We start from the raw sequence: 20,948 nt of genomic DNA on the forward strand, positions 1-20,948 counted from the left end.
ACACCTTAATCGCCCCGGTTATGGGAACTGTAGACCCAGCTGTGCCCATCGGCATCGAAAGCCCTGACGTCATAGGGCTGGGTCCGGCCATCGGGCATTTCCATCCCGGGTGAACCCAGCGGCATCCCCGGCACGGCAATACCCACCGCCCCTGCCGGACGCTCGGCCAGGAAACGATGCACCACGTCGGCCGGGACGTGCCCCTCCACGATCACTCCATCCACAATGGCGGTATGGCACGAAGCCATGTCACGGGGCAGGCCCACCTGCGCCTTGACCATCCCCATGGCGCGGGTTTCCCGGCTGTCCACCCGGAAGCCGTTGTCCTCCAGATGCTGCTCCCACAGGGTGCAACAACCACAGTCCGGGTCCTTGTAGACGGTGATGTCCAGACCCTCCGCCAGTGCCCAGCCCATGGACAGGGAACCGGTCAACAGGGACAGCATCAGAACGCGCTTCAGGAAATACGGAACATGGCCAGTGCGTTCATTCCCGCGCCGACGCAGGCGGAAGTCCCGGGTTTGCGGTCCGCGACTGGATTCCCGCCTGCGCGGGAATGACGCGGACATGAAAAGCCCGGGAGATCCCGTTTGTCCGGATGTCGGACCGTGCGGGAATGGCGTATTCGGAACATCCTTCGCAAGAGACATGGTTGGCTCCGGACCGGCTACGGTCCATCGACTGAACGGATTACTGATTGATCCAGCGCCCCTGGGCATCCCTGCAGGCCACGCCGGTGATGGTTTCCCGTGAACCGTCGATGTTGCCGACAACGGTATATTCCCGGCAGTCCTGGCCCGAGGCCTGGTAAGTGCGGGTAGGCGTGGCCTGGAAACTGTGGCCGGTATTCGGGTTTCGCCAGGCCACCGGGCGATGATCCGGGGAGGTTTCCAGGGCGCGGGAGACGTTCATGCGGTCCACGTCATCCATGGTCCGCCCCACGGAACCACCGATAACCGCGCCCGCCAGCGTACCGGCGATGATGGCAGCAGTACGACCACTGCCGGCACCGATCTGACTGCCCAGAATACCACCCAGAGCTCCACCCACGACGGTACCGGTCTGCTCCTGAGTGGGTCCCGTCGCGCAGCCACTGGAGATAACGGCCATGCCCAGAAGGGCGGCCACGCTGATCTTGCTCAGAGTTGACATGATGATGCTCCCGGGATCTTGTCCAGATAGGTTCAGGTTCCAGCAGGAGGATAGAACAAACCACCTGAACGGGGCCTGACCAAGGCTCGATACACGTTGGAACATCCTTGTCCCGCCAGGTTCCTGAATGACGGTCCGGGAAACCTGTCAAGGTTCGCACGGCACGGCATCACCCTGCCAAGAAGGGTGCGGCGTCGGTTCAGGCCGTCTTGAGCAGATCGTATTGAAGATCCGGATAGGCCCTCGGACTCGCCACCCCATTCAATACCGCCTGCGGATCTTCACTCTCCGGCAGGTGAAAGGCGTTGAAACCCACCCGGCGCATGAAGTCCAGCTGGTCCCGGTAGACCTCGCCGGTTGCCCTGAGCTCTCCCTGGTAGCCATGGCGGGTACGCAGCAACCGGGCGGTGCTGTAGTGGCGCCCATCCGCCACCCGGGGAAAGTGCAGGCTGATCAGGTTCAACCGGTCGAGCCACGGCAGGATCGGCTCCAGACTGTCCTCCGGCTGCAGGACCACACCCAGTCCGCCGGGGCGTTGGGAGTAGAACAGGGCGTTGGCGACGAAGCGCTCATACCCGAACAGCAGATCTCCGTCCGGCGGCAGGGATTCATCATCCTGCACTGTGCGCCAGTGATCCGTGATGACTTGTCCGTCGAGAATGATCATGTTTTTCATAAACCGTTTCCTTGAAAGTCTTGAGGCCGATGCGCTGCACCGTCTCCGCAAAAGGCTCCTCCGGTAGCCGCCGGGCGGCGTAGAAGGCGAGTATTGTTTCAATGGCGTCCGGAACCTGCTCCGCCTGCAAGGCAGGCCCGAGCACGCGCCCCAGCCGACTCTCGGTCCCGGCACTGCCTCCCAGCAGCAGCTGGAACCAGGAACCGCCCTGCTTTTCCACACCCAACAGACCGATGTCCGCCACGTGATGGTGGGCACATCCGTTCATGCAGCCGGAGATCTTCAGATGGACCTCCCCCAGGTCATGGAGATAATCCAGATCCTGGAAACGCTGCTGGATCTGCTGCGCCAGCGGCAGGGTGGCCGCATTGGCCAGGTTGCAGTAATCCAGCCCCGGGCAGGCGGTCACATCGTTCACCGTGCCGATGCCCGGATTGGCCAATCCCAGGATGTCCAGGGTCTGCCAGACCTCATGCAGGGCCCGCACCGGAATATGGGGCAGCAACAGGTTCTGGTCATGGGTGGTCTGCAGCATGCCGAACCCATGCTGATCCGCCAGGTCGGCCAACACGCGCATCTCCACCGCCGTCAGGTCACCCGGCGCCCGCTCCAGCCCCTTGAGCAGGATGAAGACCACCCGGTACCCGGATACCCGGTGTTCGCGGGTATTGAGCCGAAGCCAGCGTGCGAAAGCCCCCGTGGGCACGGGGTCCAGCTGATCATCGGCCAGCGAGGGGTCATGCTCCGGTGTCGTGAAGCGGGCCTTGATCCTTTCCAGGGCCGCCAGCGCCGGGATCGAGCCGGTCTCGCGAATGGTCTTCCAGGCCGCCTCCACCCGTTCCGAGAAGTTGTCGATCCCCAGGCTCTTGACCAGGATCTTGATGCGGGACTTGTAGAGATGATCCCTGCGCCCGGCCTGGTTATAGACCCGCAACACCGCCGTGAGATAGTCGATGAGATCATCGGCGGGCAGGAACTCCCGCAGGCACTGGGCCAGATGGGGATCACGTCCCAGACCACCGCCGACCCAGACCCGAAATCCCGGCCCGCCCTGGTCATCCTGCCGAAGCTCCAGCCCCAGATCATGAATCCGGCAGGCGGCGCGATCGTGGGAACGCCCGCTGACGGCGATCTTGAACTTGCGCGGCAGAAAGGTGAACTCGGGGTTCAGGGTGGCCCATTGCCGGATCAGCTCGCACCAGGGCCGGGGGTCATCCACCTTCCCCGGCAGCAACCCCGCCAGGGGATCGGTGGTGACGTTGCGGATGCAGTTGCCGCTGGTCTGGATGGCATGCAATCCCACCTCGGCCAGATCAGCCAGCACATCGGGTACCGACTCCAGCTTGAGCCAGTTGAACTGGATGTTCTGGCGGGTGGTGAAGTGACCATAACCGCGATCATGGTGATCGGCCACATGGGCCAACCCCCGCAACTGGTCCGATGACAGCGCACCATAGGGGATGGCCACGCGCAACATGGGGGCGTGACGCTGCACATAGAGCCCGTTCATGAGGCGCAGGGGGCGATAGGCATCTTCCGAAAGCTGGCCGGCCAGAAAACGCCGGGTCTGGTCACGGAATTCCGCCACCCGCTCCCGCAGCAGGGCCTGGTCCCACTCATCCTGTTGGTACATTGTCTGCCGTCTCCTGCATTCTTGAGCTTTACAGGAGGTTACTTGAATTGATGAAAATCAAAAAGAATTTGTAATCATCTATTGATTCCCTCATGGAATATGAGACAGATCAACGGGATTGACCGGCAAGTTCAGGAATGCCCCGCAAGTCCTACAATGAATCCGGGACGGTGCCCCCGCGGGAAACACCGTCCCCCTGGGGATAATGCCCTGTGTGGGAACGGCCGTGCCTGCCACCGCCATGGCCATTCGCGGGCAGGCCCACTCCCGCATGGGTGAGACATTTCCGATGACCACCTGGAGACATCATGGAGTTACCCGAGCTGACACTCCGCCTGCCCGACTGGATGCAGGCGCAACTTCAGGGGCCGGTTCCGGTGCTGAAAACACCGGAGGAACAGGTCCGGTTCGCCATCGAGCTGTCCCGGCAGAATGTGATCCACGGCACCGGCGGGCCTTTCGGGGCCGCCGTCTTCGACGAGGACGGGACCCTGGTGGCACCGGGGGTGAATCTGGTGGTGAGCCAAGGCTGTTCCATCCTGCATGGGGAAATGGTGGCACTGGCCATGGCCCAGCAGGTGGTGGGGCGGCACGACCTGAGTGACGGCGGGCATCATCGATATCGGCTGGCGGTATCGGCGGAGCCCTGTGCCATGTGCCTGGGTGCCCTGCCCTGGTCCGGCATCCGGGAACTGGTCTATGCAGCCCTGGACGCGGATGTGCGGGCCATCGGGTTTGACGAAGGGGATAAGCCGACGGCCTGGCAACAGGCCCTGGAACGACGTGGAATAGAGGTTACCGGTGGCGTGATGCGGGAAGAAGCCGTGGTCGTGCTCAATCAGTATCTGGCCACAGGCGGCCGGCTCTACTGACCACCGCATACGATAGCGGTGCGGCTACGACAGGTCCGACGCCGGCAACCGGACCTGCCGATGGGAAAGCCCCCCAGTGCGGCTTATTCCGCCCCGGGTGTCTCCCCCCGGGCAGCCAGTTCCATCTCCTCCAGGCTGACATGGCGCACGTCCTTGCCCTTCACCAGGTAGATGACGTATTCGCACATGTTGCGGGCATGATCACCGATGCGCTCCAGTGCCCGCAGGGCCCAGATCACGTCCAGGGCGCGGGTGATGGTGCGGGGGTCTTCCATCATGTAGGTGATGTGCTGACGCATCACGGATTCATATTCCCGATCCACATGGGCATCTTCCCTGGCCACCGCCAGGGCCACCTCCACGTCCATGCGGGCAAAGGCATCCAGGGCCTCATGCACCAGACGCGCCACCCGCTCCCCAAGGGACTGAACATCCGCGTACTGATTCTTGGGTCTGTCCTTCTCCGCCAGGTGCACCGCCATGCGGGCCACCTTCTCCGCCTGGTCGCCGATACGCTCCAGGTCGGTGATGGTCTTGACAATGGAGATGATGAAGCGGAGGTCGCTGGCCGCCGGCTGATGGCGGGCCAGGATCTCGGCGCACTGTTCGTCGATGATGACCTCCAGGCTGTTGACCCGGGCATCGTTCTTGATGACCTGATCCGCCAGGCGCACATCGGCCGCCACCAGTGCGTTCACGGCGTCAATGACCTGGGACTCCACCAGGCCGCCCATGGCCAGGACGCGGTTGCGCAGGGTCTCCAACTCCTCGTTGTATTTCTCCAGGTAGTGGCCACCCAGTTTGTTCTTGTCCATCGCTGTTGCCTCTAAGAATGTCGGTGAAGCGTTTCAGGAAACCTGAACCAGTCCGCCACTCCCGAAACGACGGGAGTGGCGGAATTTCAAGCCCGTGACCGGATTCCCGCTTGCGCGGGAATGACAACGCCCACGTACACGGCCGTAGTGGTGTCCCGGATTCCCGCTTAAGCGGGAATGACTTGTTCAGTACTCCTGATGCAGGTCGATCAGCCGTAACGACCCGTGATGTAGTCCTCGGTGGCCTTCTTCCTGGGATTGGTGAACAGGGTCATGGTGTCACCGTATTCGATCATCTCGCCAAGATACATGTAGGCGGTGTAATCGGACACCCGCGCCGCCTGCTGCATGTTGTGGGTGACGATGAGGATGGTGTATTCCTTCTTCAGCTCATAGATCAACTCTTCGATCTTGGCGGTGGAGATCGGGTCCAGGGCCGAGGCCGGTTCATCCAGCAGGATCACCTCCGGCTCGATGGCGATGGCCCGGGCGATCACCAGACGCTGCTGCTGACCGCCCGACAGCCCGAATGCATTCTGATGCAGACGGTCCTTGACCTCGTCCCACAGGGCCGCGCCCCGCAGGGACCGCTCCACCACCTCGTCCAGCACCTTGCGGTCCCTCACACCCTGCAAACGCAGGCCGTAGGCCACGTTCTCATAAATGGACTTGGGAAAGGGGTTGGGCTTCTGAAACACCATGCCCACCCGGCGACGCAGCTCGGCCACGTCCACCTTGCGGTCGTAGATGTCGTCACCTTCCAGCAGGATCTTGCCATCAATACGGCAGGCATCCACCAGATCGTTCATGCGGTTGAAACAGCGCAGCAGGGTGGACTTGCCGCAGCCGCTGGGACCGATGAAGGCGGTGACCCGCTTCGCGGCCACCTTCATGGAGATGCTCTTCAGTGCCTGGGCCTCGCCATAGTAGAGGTTGAGGTTCTGCACCTCCAGGGCAATGGTCTCGTCGGCCAGGCGCAGACGCTTGCGCTCGGTGTTCTCGAAGAGACCGGCGGTGACGCCGTGGGTCATGGTGTTCTGCTCTGTCATGGTTGTCATACCGTCCATAATCTTGAATCTCTTCGACCGGGATCAATCCGACTCGCCGCGATATTTCTCGCGCAGATGGTTACGAATGCTGATGGCGGTCAGGTTGAGCATCACGATCAGGGCCACCAGGGTGAGGGCCGTCGCATAGACCAGGGGCTGGGCCGCCTCCACGTTGGGGCTCTGGAAACCCACATCATAGATGTGGAAGCCCAGGTGCATGATCTTGCGCTCCAGGTGGATGAAGGGGAAATTGCCGTCGATGGGCAGGGTCGGGGCCAGCTTCACCACCCCCACCAGCATCAGCGGCGCCACCTCCCCCGCGGCCCGGGCGATGGCCAGGATCAGGCCGGTCATCATCGCCGGCGTGGCCAGGGGTACCACCACCTTCCAGAGGGTCTCCGCCTTGGTGGCCCCCAGGGCCAGACTGCCGTGGCGAATGGTGCTCGGAATCCGCGACAACCCTTCCTCCGTGGCCACGATCACCACCGGCAAGGTCAGCAGGGCCAGGGTGAAAGAGGCCCACATCAGGCCCGGCGTGCCGAAGGTGGGTGACGGCAGGGCCTCCGGGTAGAAGTTGCGGTCAATGGCCCCCCCCATGAAGTAGACGAAGAACCCCAGGCCGAACACCCCGAAGACGATGGAGGGCACCCCCGCCAGGTTGTACACGGAGATGCGGATCACCCGCAGCAACGGCCCCTGACGGGCATATTCCCGCAGGTAGATGGCGGCCAGCACGCCGAAAGGCGTGACGATGATGGACATGACGAACACCATGGTCACGGTACCGAAGATGGCCGGGAAGATGCCGCCCTCGGTGTTGGCCTCCCGGGGATAACCGCTCATGAACTCCCAGAACTGGGTGATATAGAGCCCGGTCTTGCTGAAGACGGACATGCTGTTGGGTTGCACGGCGCGGATGATCTGGGCCATGGGGATTTCCCATTCCCGACCATCCATCACCTGGGCCACCAGGGTGTCCCTGCGCACATCCTTGTAAAGCGCGTCCAGGCGCTCCTGCAGTACGGCGTATTCCTGATCCAGTTCAAGACGCTGGGCGGCCAGCGCCGCCATGCCCTGGTCCCGCTCGGCCACGCCGATGCGGCCTTCACGGAATTGCAGGTCCAGGCGCCGCTCGTTCAGACGCACACGCTCCATGCGGAAATTGACGTTACCGATCTCCCGGCGCTCGATGCGGCGGATCTCATCGAAGATGCCATTGGCGCGGCGAATGCGTTGCTGCAGTTCCGGCCACAGGGAGTCCCCTTCCGCCACGGTGCGGCCCTGCTCCAGGATGCGCACGGGGAAGCCGTAGAAATCGCCCCATTCACGCCGTTCCAGACGCATGGCATTCCTGGGATACGACCACTCGCCCATGCCGGTTTCCGGATACCAGACAAAGTCCCGGCCCCAGACATCCCGGTTGCCCTGCTTGATCAGGTGACGGGTGACCAGTTGGATATCATCATCAATGGGGACTCCCGCATCCCGCAGCACCTGGGCCGGCAGCACCTGGGAACGGGACAGTTCACCGACAATGCGTATCTCGCGACCGTCCTGGGTGGTCAGATCCGTCATCAGGATCGGCGAGGGCCAGAAGTGGGAGAAGCCGCGTACCAGGATGAGGGCCAGAAGACCCACCACCATGATCATGCTGATGGCGATGGCGCCGGCATTGAGCCAGATCCAGGGGCTGCCGCTCTTGATCCAGTTATTCAGAGTCATTTGCTTGTTCCCGGCACGTTCCGGTCAAATTCCAGATAAAACATCATATTTATCCCTTCCCGGCCTACAGGTTGCTGTAGCGCTGACGCAGGCGCTGGCGGATGATCTCGGCCGCCGTATTCACCACGAAGGTGAGGATCAGCAGCACCAGGGCTGAGAAGAACAGGATGCGATAGTGGGTGCTGCCCACGGCGGTCTCGGTCAGTTCCACGGCGATGTTGGCCGAGAGGGTGCGCATGCCCTCAAAGATGTTGAAGTTGATCACCGGACTGTTGCCGGTGGCCATCAGCACAATCATGGTCTCGCCCACGGCCCGGCCGAAGCCCATCATCACGGCGGCGAAAATGCCGGGGCTGGCGGTGGGCAGCACCACCCCCACCACCGTCTGCCAGGGGGTGGCCCCAAGGGCCAGGGAACCCTGAGTCAGATGCTTGGGCACGTTGAACACCGCATCCTCGGCAATGGAGAAGATGGTGGGGATGACGGCAAAGCCCATGGCGATCCCCACCACCAGGGCATTGCGCTGGTCGTAGGTGATGCCCACGTCGGTCAACCACTGACGCATGCTGCCGCTAAAGAACAGCACTTCCATCAGGGGACTGGCGGCGACGCACAGCCAGCCCACCAGCAGGATCACCGGCACCAGCACCAGGATCTCCATCCCCAGGGGGACGTACTGGCGTACGTTCATCGGCATTCGCATCCAGGCAAAACCGGCCACCAGCATGGCCAACGGCATGAGGATGAGAATGCTGAACACGGCCGGCAGGTGGGACTCGATGAACGGCGCCAGCCACAGGCCCGCCAGGAAACCCAGGATCACGGTGGGCAACGCCTCCATGATCTCCACCGTGGGCTTGACCACGGTGCGCAGATGCCGCTGCATGAAGTAGGCGGTATAAATGGCACCCATGATGGCCAGCGGGGTGGCGAACAGCATGGCAAAGAAAGCCGCCTTCAGGGTACCCAGGGTCACAGGAATGAGGCTGAACTTGGGCTCGAAGTCATCGGTGGCGCCGGAAGACTGCCAGATATAGTCTTTTTCGGCACGCCCCTCATACCAGACCCGCCCCCACAGGGCCTGCAGGGAGGCCTGGGGGTGAGGATTGCGCAGATTCATATGCAACAGCCGACCGTCATCACCCTCGATCAGCATGGCCCGGTTCACCGGCGACAGGCCGATGCCACGAATGGGGCCATCGATCAGCTGACGCTTGAGCAGGGTCCGGTGCGAGGTGGCGTAATGGATGCCCAATACGCCGGAGGCATCCCCCACGTAGAACCCCTTGCGAGCCAGTTCGGTGGCGATAGCGGTGATGGGGGCGCCGTGGCGCTCGAATTCACGCACCAGGGTCAGGTGGTGAAGATTCTGTTCATCCCGCACCAGGAACCACTGGGACACCGAACCATCGGAACCACCGACGATGATGGACAGGGTACCCACCAGGAAGTCCATGGCGGTAATCTGATGTCCTTGGGGAACCACCCGGCCGGAATCGGCCAGACGGGCATTAGCCGGCACGGAGATGTCGTAGTAATGGAGTTGCCCCAGGTCATCGGCGACAAAGACACTGCGATGATCCCCGGACACCAGGATCTGCCGGGTGTTGCCGGGCGGAGACGGCAACTGGAAAGAATCCCTCCGCACGTCCACGGCCCCGGTGAAGAGGTTGGTGGTGCTGCGTACCCGGCTCATAAGCAAACGGTTGTCTTCGGTGAGCGCCGCCAGCACGAAGCCCTGGGGGCCTTCCTGAAGGGCGATCTGCATCAGGGCCCTGCCCTGCGGGTCCACCACCACCGGCTCATCCCCCAGGGGGAAATCCACCTTGGGCGTGATATAACGGATGTCATCCGGATAGCTCAGGTCATAGGCATGGCGGCCGACGATGGCGCTGCCGTCCGACAGACCGTAGGCCACCAGTCGCTGGCGAGCCTCGCCATGGGCAAAGCTGGTGACAGCCACCCCTTCGGGGATGGGCATGGGCACCTGGTCGCGGACGCGGCCATCTCCGGTTTCAAAGAAGGTGGCGATACCGCGGTCGGAAAAGCGCACCCCCAGTTCCTGATAGCGCTCCAGGGTCAGAAACAGGGTATCGGCATCGGCATCACCGGGAAGCTGGTAGGTGCTTTCAACGGAGACATCCGCCGGCACCAGCAACGGAAACACCTCGTAAAAGAGATAAACAAAGATCAGGCCCAGGGCAAAGACCACTCCGATCCCGCCGGCACCCACGCCATAACGGGACACTCCGTCCTTGAAATAGCGCCACTTGCGCAGACGTGCACGTTTTTCACCGCTGGGGAGCAGCGAGGTCAAGTCTGACGACCTGCCGTCCTTGCCCGGGGCTGTGATGGATACATCAGTCATGGGTAATCGCCGTCCGAAGGGGATTCTGGGGAGCGGATGGACTGGACCGATCCGGATTGCTCAATGCGCGCACGGTAACCCATGAAAGTGACAGTACGGTTACGGACTGTCATATTTCATGGGTTACCGTGCATGCATGCCGTCATTCCCGCGAAAGCGGGAATCCAGTGATGGACTGAAAGGCCTGGGCTCCCGCTTTCGCGGAAGTGACGGAAGTGACGGAAGTGACGGAAGTGGGACACAAAAAAACCGGCCCCGGCGATACCTCGCCGGGGCCGGCTTACAGTCGATCGCAAGGATCGATTACTTCACGCCGACGCGCTCACGCACCTGGGCAACCACGGAGGCCGGCAGGGGGATGAAGCCGTCACGGAATACGATTTCCTGCCCCTGCTTGGACAGAATGAGCTTGATGAACTCGTTTTCCAGCGGCGCCATGCCCCGATTGGGGTGGGCGTTCACGTAGACCAGCAACTGACGGGCCAGCGGATAGTCACCGGTGGCGGCATTTTCCGCCGTGGGCTCGAAGAGCTGGGACTCATCCTTGCCGATGGCAATGGCGCGCACACCGGCGGTCTGATAGCCGATGCCGGAATAGCCGATGCCGTTGATGGACTCGGTCACACCCTGAACCACGGAGGCGGAACCGGGCTGCTCGTTGATGCTGGGCTTGAAGTCACCACCGCAAAGGGCGAATTCACGGAAGAAGCCATAGGTGCCGGAGACGGCGTTACGGCTGTAGAGGGTGAAGTCGCGGTTGGCCCAGGCACCGGTCAGACCCAGCTGGCCCCAGCGGGTGATGTCTTCGGGATGGCCGCAGCGGCGGGTGGCGGAGAACACCGCGTCCACCTGGGGAATGGACATGCCCTGAATGGGGTTATCCTTGTTCACGAACACCGCCACCATGTCGATGGCCACGCCTACTTCAGTGGGGGGATAGCCATGGGCCTGCTCGAAAGCCTGGATCTCGGATGAGCGCATGGCGCGGCTCATGGGGCCGAAGTTGGCGGTGCCCTGGGTGATGGCCGGCGGGGCGGTACCGGAACCGGCACCCTGGATCTGAATGTTGACGTTAGGATAGAAACGGCTGAATTCCTCGGCCCAGAGGGTCATGAGGTTGTTCAGTGTATCCGAGCCGATGGAGGACAGATTGCCCGAGATGCCGGAGACGCGCTGGTAGTCGGGCAGGTTGGGGTCGACGCGATCAGCCATGGCGGGCGCGGAGACCATCAGGGCCGCGGCCACGCCGGCGACAAGGGCCTTCTTCAGGTTCATCATTGATTTCCTCTGGACAGGGGTGTGCGTGTGTCATTAAGCCCGCAAGGGCTACGGTCTTGACTTGGGGCAGTATGAGAATCCGCGGTGTCAGGTTTGTGAAGGGGTCATGACATTTTGGTGACAGCCCGCCCGGACAGGCGGGAGCCGGCCAGTGAACCGGCACGGCACCGATGGCTCAGGCATCCGCCCCGCCGGAACTATCCCCGTTGGCAGTACCCCTTGCTGGTCTCTCGTCGGTCACCAGTGCCTTCAGGGTCATGCCCCCCAGGTGCTCCCGCAGCATCTCATCCCGCTCCAGCAACACGCGGTCCACATGCCGATCCTCACCAGGCAGCCCGTCATCCAGCAACGAACTGCCATAGCCCCGCACCGAATCCAGAACCTCTTTCAGATTGATTCGTTCCAGATCCCGCCCGGGCACATAGGCTGCCTCCTCCTTCCCCGCCGCCACCAGCAGACCGGCCTGCTTCAGGGCCTCCAGCACCGGCATCAGGGCCTCTTCCGGCAAATTGAACGCGCGGGCCATCCGTGCCCTGGGTGTCGGTCCCTCGCCCCGATAAAAGCGTTCCGCGGCAAGCCGCATCACCCTCAACGCCAGACGCTCCTGCAGATCCCCCGAAAGTCTGACCGGCCCCCCCTGGGCCACATGCAGATAGCCGGGATTCTGCACATAGAAGGCCACATGGGAGCCCACCAACAGGATCAGCCAGTTCAGATACAGCCAGAACAGCGCCATGATGACGATGGCAAAGCCGGAATAGATGGCATCGTACCGGGTGGACCCGGCCATCATGGAGGCAAAGCCCCAGCCTGTGGTCTGCCAGAGCAGCGCGGCCAGGAGCGCCCCCGCCAGCGCGGGCAGCGGTTTCACGCGGGTATTGGGCACGAAGACATAAATGAAGGCGAAAGCCATCGTCACCAGCAGATACGGCACCAGGCGACTCAACAACGCCACTGACTCCCCCACCAGGCCATAGTCCATGGCCCTCTGTACGACATCCGTGGCCATCACCGAGGCCGTGATGCCAAGGGCGGAGAAGATCAGCACAGGCCCCACCAGGATCACGCTGAGATAACTGGCGAAGCGCTGGGCAAAACCGCGCGGGCAGGTCACATGCCAGATGTAATTGAAGGCCGTCTCCACCTTCTGGATCAGGCCGACCACGGTGAAAAAGAGGAAGATCAGGCCGATGAAGCCCAGCACCCCGACCCGCATGTTATCCACGAAGCCCACCACGTTGGCGGTGATCTCTTCTCCCTGCTCGCCCAGGGGCTCCAGCACTGTCAGCATAAACGGTTCCACCGCGTTATGGGCGCCAAAGCCCTTGAGCACGGAAAAGGACAGGGCCAGCAACGGCACCACCGACAGCAGGCTGGTATAGACCAGACTCATGGCATGCAGGTTGAGCTGACCGGCGGAAACCTCCCGGCCGATGCTCATGACCGCCCGGGCCGTGCCCACCGCCCAGGCCTGGGACCGGGGCATGCGCCTCAGGTCACCCTGTTTCACCAGTTTTCTCAGGTGCTCGGGATAGTCCGCGATCTTCACCTATCGGCTCCTTTGCAGAATACGCATGGCACCATGATAGGCCCCGCGGGAGCAGGCTGTCACATGTGTGCAAACCCCTTATGAAACCTTGAACTGCTTCACAAGACGCTGTTGCTCTTCCGCCTCCCGGGCCAGTTGCTCACTGCCGGCCCGAGTCTGCTCGGCCCCTTCGGCAACCCGCTGGGCCATGTCGCCGATGTTGACCACGTTACGGTTGATTTCTTCCGCCACGGCACTTTGCTCCTCTGCTGCACTGGCAATCTGGGCATTGAGGTCATTGATGGCGATGATGGCCTGATCGATACGCTCCAGCGCCTCGGCGGCCTCGGCGGCCTGGCGAACCGTACCTTCCACCCGTTCGCGGCTGTCCGCCATGACCGCAACCGCATTACGACTCCCCTGCTGCAGTAGTTCGATCATGGCCTGTATCTCGCCAGTGGATTGCTGCGTCTTTTGCGCCAGATTACGCACTTCATCGGCCACCACCGCAAACCCTCTGCCCTGCTCGCCGGCACGGGCGGCCTCAATGGCGGCGTTCAGGGCCAGCAGATTCGTTTGCTCGGCAATACCACGGATGGCCACCAGGATGGCAGTGATATTTTCACTGTCCCGGGAAAGACTCTCGATCACGTCGACCGCCCTGGACATTTCAGTGGACAATTCACCAACCGCACCGACGGTATCCTTGACCAGGGTACGGCCCAATCCGGCTGTCTGCCTGGCATCACGCGCGGCCTCGGCGGCATGGGCCGCGTTGCCTGCCACATCATGGGCCGTGGCGGTCATCTCGTTCATCGCCGTGGCCACCTGATCGATTTCCGACTGCTGCCGTCGTACAGCCTCATCGGTTTCCACGGCAATACGGACATTATCGCCCGCGGCATCCCCGACATGACGCACTGAAACAACAACGGCCTGAATCATGATCTGGAGTTTCTCCAGAAAGGCATTGAATCCAGAAGCCATGGCCCCCAGTTCATCGCGGCGCTCCACCTGCAGGCGCCGGGTCAGATCGCCCTCGCCACGCGCGATATCATCCAGCATGCTCACCATTTCCCTTAATGGCTCGGCAATGCGACGACCCAGCAGCCAGGCAGCCAGCAATCCCAGGCCGGCCATGAAACAGCCCATCAAGACCATGCCCAGGGTATCGGCACGCCGCTGCTCCTGCAGATCCCGGTGCAATACACGCAGATCCGCCATGACCGTCTCCATGGGCAGGGAGAGCATGTAGGTCCAGACGCTATCCGCTTCTTTGTCCAGTTTAAAATTCAGGAACAACTCGATTCTTGCAGGTGATGACGCCCCCCCTTCCCTGACCGTGTAAAGGGCTTCATCCAGCGGGCGCCGCTGAATGTCCTTGAGATCGTCCCGGCGCAGCCAGCGGCCGGCTTCCTCACCCAGTCCCTCGGGCGCAACCGTGGAAGCCACCAGATGGCCGTTGCCCGAGATCAGCGCCATTTCACCCGCACCGCCATATAGCCCCTCGTTGGTGGCCGTAAGCAGAGATTGAATGAAATCCAGAGAGATGTCGGTGCCCACAATACCCAGGAAGCGCCCATCCAGAATGAGCGGCACGTTGAACGAGGTCATGAGCATCGTCCGACCGCTGATTTCATAGGGAGCGGGGTCGATAATACACAGCCTGCCCGTTTCCTTGGGGCATAGATAGTACTCACCTTCCCGCACCCCGGTGGGCAGCAAGGAGGTGCTTTCCATGACAGTGGCCACCAAGGGTTCCAGCACGTATGCACCCTGGGCATCGCGGTACCACCAGGGCATGAAACGACCGGTATCGTCATAACCTTCAGAAGTGATCCCGGCATGGAGGGCATCACTACCATCAAAGGCATCGGGTTCCCAGCCAATGAAGACGCTCAAAAGACCTGGATTCGCAACCAGGATCGATCGTGCCAAAGACGTCAGTTCCTCCCGGCCCATGGCTGACTGGCGCAGTCCTCCAGGATAGGTACGCCCCATTTGCAGGTTGACCTCGGCCAAGGTGCGCACCACGGCAACGGGGCGCTGCAACACCCGTTGCAACTCCAGAGTCTGCGTCTGCACCAGGGCCAGCAGGTGGGATTGAATCAAAGCCTCCCATTCTTCCGCGGTCCGCTCCTCCAGCAAGGACTGGGTACGGGCGCCGGAGTGGAGTGAATAGAACAGGTAGCCGGAAACCAATACCAAAACGCAGACCGCTACCAATGTCGCAATAAAGGACTGGATTGATCTTGTTTTCATCATCTCAAGCATGACCCCTGGAGAACATAGCCATCAGATCGGGCATTGCCATCACCAGCTCATCGGCCTCCACCGCCGGCGAAAACAACCATCCCTGAAAACGATGACAGCCCATGTCACGGAGCAGGCGAAACTGCTCCGGTGTTTCCACTCCTTCCGCCACCACCGTCAGCCCCAGCGCGTGGGACAGGGCCAGAATCATGGCGCAGATCTGACGATCGCCTTCGTCATGGGCAATGTCACGCACGAAGGCCTTGTCGATCTTCAATTCGCTCACCGGCAGTTTCTTGAGCTTGACCAGGGACGACTGCCCGGTGCCGAAATCATCGATGGACAGACCAAAGCCGGCCGACCGCAAGGCCACCACGGTGGGGATAACCTCGTCATCAAGCATTTCCGATTCGGTCACCTCCAGCATGATGGCATCCGGGGATACATCCTCCTCCCGCGCGATGTCCAGCAGTTGACGGGCAAGATCCGGCCGGCGCAGCTGTACCGCTGAAATATTGATGGACACGGCATGGATCTCCGCCCCATCCCGCCGCCACTGACTCAACTGACGGCAGACGGACCGGAAGATCCACGCCCCGATGGGCACGATCAGTCCATTGGATTCCGCCAGGGGAATGAAATCCTCGGGGGAGACAGACTGATCATCCACGGTCCAGCGCAACAACGCCTCGGCCCCCACAAGCCGTCCGGACGCATCCATCTGCGGCTGATACAGGACATGGAACTGCCCTTCCGGCAGGGCGCGATGGAGCAAAGTGCTCAATTCCAGCCGCTTGCGGGCGATGAGCGTGTACTCTTCCAGATAGAAGCGATACCCGTTGCGACCGCTGGATTTCACCTGATTCAGCGCCAGATCCGCGTTGCGGATCAGTTCCACCACGGTGGTGGCATCATCCGGGTACAGGCTGATGCCGATGCTTGCAGTGGCAAAATGCGGATCGATCCCGCTTCCCAGCCAGGGAAGGGAAAAGGATTGCAGGATGCCCTCGGCCAGCCGCGCGACCTCCGTCCTGGAGCGACACTGTTCCACCAGCACCATGAACTCGTCTCCACCCATGCGCGCCAGAGTGCACCGACCATCCAGGGATCGTCCGATCCTGGCGGATACTTCGCACAACAACCTATCCCCGGTATGGTGGCCATAGATGTCGTTGATCTGATTGAAATGATCCAGATCCACCAGCATGAAGGCCACCCGGTCGCGACGTCGGGCAGCTATCTGCAGGGCGTGCTCCATCTGGTTTTCGAAGAACAGTCGATTGGGCAGATGCGTCAAGGCATCAAAATGGGCCAGCCGGAACATCTGATCCTTGTTGTGCAAAATGGCCGTTTCCGCCTGACGCAAACGTTCCAGCACTTCCAGCATGTGGGTCTGGCGCACACCCACCAGCAGCAATGCCAGCAGACAGCACACGAAGATGATGCCACGCTCAAACCCCGCCTCTTCCAGGACATGGAAAAAATGAAACAGCAACGCCAGAGCCAGTAACATGGAAAACAGCGGCACATGGTTCATGATCCGTTCACAGGCGTTGAGATACCCCGGCTCTCGCCGGATTTCAGTACGCCAGAAACGGGCCCCCACACCCAGCAGCAGGGCACTGAACCCAAAGGCCATGTTGAACGCCCCGCCGGCTTCCAGCGAGTCATCCAACACCATCAAATTCCATTGCATCCATGTCAGCCCATGGGCGGCAATACCTGCGGTCAACAGCAGGTGTGCCGGCGTGATGCGCAAGGCCATGCCGGGGATCATGAGCAGGGCAAAAAAGGCGGCGCTGAAAAAACTGACCGGATAAAACACCAGCACCAGCAGGGAGATCAGGGATATCTGCTCCCCATGGGGAACATAGAGCGTGAGCACCAGCGCCAGCAGGGCAAGAACCATGCTGCAGATGTCCAGCATCGCGGAATGGAAGCGATCCGCTGGCAGATGCAGCTTCAATGCCCGCATCAGCCCGATCATCCAGAGGGGACCTACCGCCAGGAACAGGGCATCGGCCGGAGCGGGGAAGGAATCCAGGCCGACAACCGTCTGGAGATGCCAGACCAGTTCGGCAATCAGCATCAGCCCGGCCCCCAGGACGATCCAGAACAGCACATCCGCATCGTTTCTGGATGCCAGACGCATACCCCGCCATGCCAGGGTCAGAGACAGGGCAAAGGCGGAAATCCAGTGCAGCATGTCAAGGAGCGGTGTCCAGACATCGGCTTCACGCAGCCATGCGGCCAGGGCAAACAGAAAAGTGATCAGTGCCCAGAGCCCGAACAGGGCCAGTTCCGCCAGGCTGACAATCTGCTGCCGCATTACCGACATAAACCATCCCGCTCGCGCATGATCATGGAACAACAGGGGTTGTTGCAGGCCTCAAGGAAATACTCGACAAGTCGCCCATCGTCACCCCACAAACGCGGGGGTCAAAAGCGTTTACAGCCGGGACTGGATTCCCGCGAACGCGGGAGTCAAGGACCTTTCAGCCTGGAACCGGATTTCCACCGGCAAGGGAACGGCTCATTCCGACCAACTTTACATACAGTGGACATGATCAGGTTGTAGCACAATCCAATGAATACTTATCCATTTGCGCGGCGAGCCGCTACACTGCCTCACCCGGATTGATTCAAGGAGCGCCCGTCATGCCCATTCAGGTCGGCGATCAGATCCCCGAGATCACCCTGCGCGTGATGACACCGGCAGGTGACCACCCCATCACCACCACGGAACTCTTCAGTGGCTACCGTAGCGCCCTGTTCGCCGTTCCCGGCGCCTTCACGCCCGCCTGCTCCGGTGTTCATCTGCCCGGCTTCATCCACAAGGCGGAGCAGCTGCGGGCCGCCGGCATCGAGCGCCTCTTGTGCCTGGCGGTGAACGATATCTTCGTCCTCGATGCCTGGGCCGACATCCACGCAGTGGGCGACCGGATCATGATGGTCTCCGACGGCAATGGGGACTTCACCCGGGCCGTGGGACTGGAATCCGATGCCACCGGCAGTCAGATGGGGGTCCGTTCCCGGCGCTATGCCATGATCATCGACAACGGCCGGCTGGAGTGGATCGGCGTGGACAAGCCCCGTCAGGTGGTGGAAAGTGCCGCCGATGCCGTCCTCAAGGCCCTCGGCCGGGACTGAGGGATCGGCGCCGCCACCGGCGGGGCGGACGATGCCTGGGGCGACGTCCCGTGGGGTGATGAAATCCTGAAACACCCCGCCGCCTGATCCAGCTCCGCCGCCACCTGCTTCTGCTCCCGGGCAGCCGCGGCCTGCTCCGCCATGGCCAGCTCGGTCTGGTTGGCCTCCCGCAGCAAAACCTCCAGACGCCTGCGCATGCTCAGGGTCTTGCCGCGCTGCACGTCGGTATCCCCGGAGACCTGTTCAGTCACATGGCGGATGGCCTCCACCGCCTGCCCGATGGATACCAGCGCCGTCACCGCCTCGCCGGTCTCGGTCACACAGCGCTCGGCGGTCTGCCGCTCGTTTTCCATGGCATCCACCACCTCCCGCATGTTGCCGTGCAAACGCTCCACCATGCCCTGGATGCGCCCCGTGGCCTCGCGGGTATCGGCGGCCAGGCCACGCACCTGTTCCGCCACCACGGCAAAGCCACGCCCCTGCTCTCCCGCCCGGGCCGCCTCGATGGCCGCGTTCAGGGCCAGCAGATTGGTCTGTTCGGCAATCTTGCGGATGGTGGTGAGCACGGAATCGATATCCCCGGCAGCCACCTGCAGTGACTGAAGATGTGCGCTGGACTCGGTGACCTGCCGGGCCAGTTCATCCGTCAGTCCGGCCACGTCCCGCACCTGGACCTGACCACCCTCCGCCAGCCGGGTGGCCGACGAGGCGGTCTCGGCAACCCGCTGCATCTGCTCGACGATGCGATCAGTCGCGGATTCCATGGCGGTCGCCTCTGCATCCAGCGCATCCAGGGCGGCCCGCTGGTCGTGTACGGAGGACAGGCACTGCTCACTGGTGGCGGCATTGCCGTCCGCCAGGGCGGCGGTACGCCCCGATCGGGTGACGATACCGCCCACGAAGGACTCCAACTCGCGGAACAGGCCATCCAGGGCGGTGGCAATCATGCCGATCTCGTCCCGGCGACCATTGGAAAAACGCCGGGTCAGATCCTGATGGGAGGCGGCTTCGCCAATGTTGCGGGCCAGATCCCGCAACGGGCGGCTGATGAGACGGGCGAACCACCAGGAAGCCAGTGCCGCCAGCAGGGACAGGACAATCACTCCGGAAACGGCGCCGACACTCAGATCCCGCCGCATCTGCGTCAATGGCGCCATGATCTCCAGGGGATCCTGCTGGGTCACCAGGGCAAAACGATGGCCCGCGATCTCCAGGGGAGTCCAGGCCATGAACATGTCCCGTCCCAGATAATCCTTTTCAAGGCCCATGCCGCCATGCCCCGCCAGCGCGGCGCGGACCGCGCCGGTATCCAGGGTCAGGTGCCCGGCAATCCGGCCCTGGCCGGCGGCACGCTGAAAATCCGGAGACAGGGCGTCGGGACGAACCGCCTGCAACCGGCGCAGGAATTCCGTGCGATTCTCCAGCATGGGCCGCAACTCGGTCACCAGACGATGGCGTTCATCCACCAGATAGGACTCTCCCGTGGCCCCTAGCCCCGCCTGTACCCAACCACCGGCATTGGTCATGATCTGGGTGAAACGCGCCGCGGGGATCTCGGCCACCAGCATGCCCAGGGGACGCTCAGGACTGTAGACGGCATGAAAGACCGGCACGCCGATGAAGACCACCGGTTCATTGAAACGTCCCGCGAAGTCTTCGAAGGAGGTCATGCGAAACCCGTCCACCCCCCGGTTCTCCATCATCCCCCGGGCCAACGCCCCCAGGGCACTGTCAGAAAAAGGCCCCTGTCGCAGGGAGGTACCGAAGACGGGGCCCTTGGTCACCGAATAGACCACCGCCAGGGACTGGGCATCAATGAGCATGAGGTCATTGAACCCCAGGCGTTCAAGGGTATCCCGCAAGCTCTGGTGATAACGTAGATGCTGCTGCCCGTAGATGCTGCCGTCACGGCGGTCCACCAGGGCCTTCAGGTCTTCCGGGTCATGGGGATTGTCGGCCACATAATAGCTCTGGATCAGCAGGGCCTCGTGGGACATGGCCCCCAGCCAATCTCCCAGGGGCGCGGTCAGGCCCCCGGTACGGGCCGCGTACAGGGGCGCATAGCGATCCTCATACCACCGACCCACCTGTTGCCGCAGCTGTTCCGTGGACCCACCCTCGACCTCGTAGCGGTAGGAAGCAAAGGGGCGGATGAAGCCGTAGACCGCATCCTGCACCAGGCGGCCATGGGCCAGGGTCTGCAACAGATTTTCCAGCCCCTGCATCTCGTCCAGCAATCGCGCCTGACGACCGTCCGCCACCGTCTGGAATTGCTGACCGATGGCATGTTCGATCACCTGGGTGGCACTGCGGTCGGCCACATGGCTCGTGGTGACGGCGGACAACAGCACGGCCAGGCCGGTGAGCACGGTGGCTCCGGCCATCAATCGGATCGTGATTTTCATGGATCACCAGGAACGGAGCTTGGGCATGACGGAGGAAACTGTCAAAA

The 20,948-nt window shown here is 62.2% G+C and carries 15 protein-coding genes; 2 read left to right on the forward strand and 13 right to left on the reverse strand.

Translation table 11 applies throughout. The annotated features are described in order from the left end of the window. Positions 1-5 precede the first annotated feature (5 nt). The 4 genes from CKO35_RS01525 to CKO35_RS01540 all read right to left on the reverse strand — a co-directional run bounded on the left by CKO35_RS01525 (position 6) and on the right by CKO35_RS01540 (position 3,461). Positions 6-446, reverse strand: coding sequence for a DUF411 domain-containing protein (locus CKO35_RS01525; RefSeq protein WP_242466952.1), 441 nt, complete (start codon positions 444-446; stop codon positions 6-8). A 244-nt stretch (positions 447-690) separates the two neighbouring features. Next, on the reverse strand, positions 691-1,152 hold the full coding sequence (locus CKO35_RS01530; RefSeq protein ID WP_200171861.1) for an RT0821/Lpp0805 family surface protein: 462 nt from the start codon (positions 1,150-1,152) through the stop codon (positions 691-693). Between the two features lie 199 nt (positions 1,153-1,351). Beyond that, positions 1,352-1,828 (reverse strand): DUF934 domain-containing protein, encoded by a 477-nt coding sequence (locus CKO35_RS01535; protein WP_200171863.1) that lies wholly within the window; start codon positions 1,826-1,828, stop codon positions 1,352-1,354. Continuing rightward, positions 1,764-3,461, reverse strand: a complete 1,698-nt coding sequence (locus CKO35_RS01540; protein ID WP_200171865.1) for a nitrite/sulfite reductase — start codon at positions 3,459-3,461, stop codon at positions 1,764-1,766. The genes CKO35_RS01535 and CKO35_RS01540 overlap by 65 nt, the downstream gene beginning before the upstream one ends. A 308-nt stretch (positions 3,462-3,769) precedes the next feature. Between CKO35_RS01540 and CKO35_RS01545 the strand changes: the two genes are divergently transcribed. Beyond that, on the forward strand, positions 3,770-4,333 hold the full coding sequence (locus CKO35_RS01545) for a nucleoside deaminase (protein WP_200171867.1): 564 nt from the start codon (positions 3,770-3,772) through the stop codon (positions 4,331-4,333). A gap of 83 nt (positions 4,334-4,416) precedes the next feature. Here CKO35_RS01545 and phoU read toward each other — a convergent pair whose 3' ends face one another. The 8 genes from phoU to CKO35_RS01585 form a co-directional block, all read right to left on the reverse strand. Beyond that, on the reverse strand, positions 4,417-5,148 hold the full coding sequence (gene phoU, locus CKO35_RS01550; protein ID WP_200171869.1) for a phosphate signaling complex protein PhoU: 732 nt from the start codon (positions 5,146-5,148) through the stop codon (positions 4,417-4,419). A gap of 209 nt (positions 5,149-5,357) precedes the next feature. After that, positions 5,358-6,215: a phosphate ABC transporter ATP-binding protein PstB gene (gene pstB / locus CKO35_RS01555; protein WP_200171871.1), complete on the reverse strand. Its 858-nt coding sequence runs from the start codon at positions 6,213-6,215 to the stop codon at positions 5,358-5,360. A 24-nt stretch (positions 6,216-6,239) separates the two neighbouring features. Next, on the reverse strand, positions 6,240-7,913 hold the full coding sequence (gene pstA, locus CKO35_RS01560) for a phosphate ABC transporter permease PstA (protein ID WP_200172188.1): 1,674 nt from the start codon (positions 7,911-7,913) through the stop codon (positions 6,240-6,242). Positions 7,914-7,983: 70 nt separating this feature from the next. Beyond that, complete coding sequence (locus CKO35_RS01565) at positions 7,984-10,287, reverse strand: ABC transporter permease subunit (RefSeq protein WP_242466953.1); 2,304 nt, start codon at positions 10,285-10,287, stop codon at positions 7,984-7,986. 303 nt (positions 10,288-10,590) lie between these two features. Continuing rightward, entirely contained in the window at positions 10,591-11,562 is a 972-nt protein-coding gene (locus CKO35_RS01570; RefSeq protein WP_200171873.1) for a PstS family phosphate ABC transporter substrate-binding protein, read from the reverse strand. A gap of 178 nt (positions 11,563-11,740) precedes the next feature. Continuing rightward, complete coding sequence (locus tag CKO35_RS01575) at positions 11,741-13,114, reverse strand: YhjD/YihY/BrkB family envelope integrity protein (RefSeq protein ID WP_200171875.1); 1,374 nt, start codon at positions 13,112-13,114, stop codon at positions 11,741-11,743. Between the two features lie 78 nt (positions 13,115-13,192). After that, a complete protein-coding gene (locus CKO35_RS01580; RefSeq protein WP_200171877.1) occupies positions 13,193-15,355 on the reverse strand; it encodes a methyl-accepting chemotaxis protein in 2,163 nt (720 codons plus the stop codon). A 4-nt stretch (positions 15,356-15,359) separates the two neighbouring features. Then, positions 15,360-17,684, reverse strand: coding sequence for a putative bifunctional diguanylate cyclase/phosphodiesterase (locus CKO35_RS01585; protein ID WP_200171879.1), 2,325 nt, complete (start codon positions 17,682-17,684; stop codon positions 15,360-15,362). A 320-nt stretch (positions 17,685-18,004) separates the two neighbouring features. Here CKO35_RS01585 and CKO35_RS01590 point away from each other — a divergent pair, with 320 nt between their 5' ends. Continuing rightward, a complete protein-coding gene (locus CKO35_RS01590; protein ID WP_200171881.1) occupies positions 18,005-18,496 on the forward strand; it encodes a peroxiredoxin in 492 nt (163 codons plus the stop codon). Here the strand turns inward: CKO35_RS01590 and CKO35_RS01595 are convergent. Further along, positions 18,442-20,901 carry a methyl-accepting chemotaxis protein gene (locus tag CKO35_RS01595; protein WP_200171883.1) on the reverse strand — a complete coding sequence of 820 codons (2,460 nt, stop codon included), beginning with the start codon at positions 20,899-20,901 and terminating at the stop codon, positions 18,442-18,444. The genes CKO35_RS01590 and CKO35_RS01595 overlap by 55 nt on opposite strands. Positions 20,902-20,948 lie beyond the last annotated feature (47 nt).

Source organism: Ectothiorhodospira shaposhnikovii (genome assembly GCF_016584105.1).
Taxonomy (GTDB): Bacteria; Pseudomonadota; Gammaproteobacteria; order Ectothiorhodospirales; family Ectothiorhodospiraceae; genus Ectothiorhodospira; species Ectothiorhodospira shaposhnikovii.

What these genes read in the sequence shown, in the direction of transcription:
- phoU (WP_200171869.1), bottom strand. Translation starts at nt 5,148, where the DNA reads ATGGACAAGAACAAACTGGGTGGCCACTACCTGGAGAAATACAACGAG.
- CKO35_RS01590 (WP_200171881.1), top strand. Translation starts at nt 18,005, where the DNA reads ATGCCCATTCAGGTCGGCGATCAGATCCCCGAGATCACCCTGCGCGTG.
- pstB (WP_200171871.1), bottom strand. Translation starts at nt 6,215, where the DNA reads ATGGACGGTATGACAACCATGACAGAGCAGAACACCATGACCCACGGC.
- CKO35_RS01580 (WP_200171877.1), bottom strand. Translation starts at nt 15,355, where the DNA reads ATGAAAACAAGATCAATCCAGTCCTTTATTGCGACATTGGTAGCGGTC.
- CKO35_RS01530 (WP_200171861.1), bottom strand. Translation starts at nt 1,152, where the DNA reads ATGTCAACTCTGAGCAAGATCAGCGTGGCCGCCCTTCTGGGCATGGCC.
- CKO35_RS01525 (WP_242466952.1), bottom strand. Translation starts at nt 446, where the DNA reads ATGCTGTCCCTGTTGACCGGTTCCCTGTCCATGGGCTGGGCACTGGCG.
- CKO35_RS01595 (WP_200171883.1), bottom strand. Translation starts at nt 20,901, where the DNA reads ATGAAAATCACGATCCGATTGATGGCCGGAGCCACCGTGCTCACCGGC.
- CKO35_RS01540 (WP_200171865.1), bottom strand. Translation starts at nt 3,461, where the DNA reads ATGTACCAACAGGATGAGTGGGACCAGGCCCTGCTGCGGGAGCGGGTG.
- CKO35_RS01535 (WP_200171863.1), bottom strand. Translation starts at nt 1,828, where the DNA reads ATGAAAAACATGATCATTCTCGACGGACAAGTCATCACGGATCACTGG.
- CKO35_RS01585 (WP_200171879.1), bottom strand. Translation starts at nt 17,684, where the DNA reads ATGTCGGTAATGCGGCAGCAGATTGTCAGCCTGGCGGAACTGGCCCTG.
- CKO35_RS01565 (WP_242466953.1), bottom strand. Translation starts at nt 10,287, where the DNA reads ATGACTGATGTATCCATCACAGCCCCGGGCAAGGACGGCAGGTCGTCA.
- CKO35_RS01545 (WP_200171867.1), top strand. Translation starts at nt 3,770, where the DNA reads ATGGAGTTACCCGAGCTGACACTCCGCCTGCCCGACTGGATGCAGGCG.
- CKO35_RS01570 (WP_200171873.1), bottom strand. Translation starts at nt 11,562, where the DNA reads ATGAACCTGAAGAAGGCCCTTGTCGCCGGCGTGGCCGCGGCCCTGATG.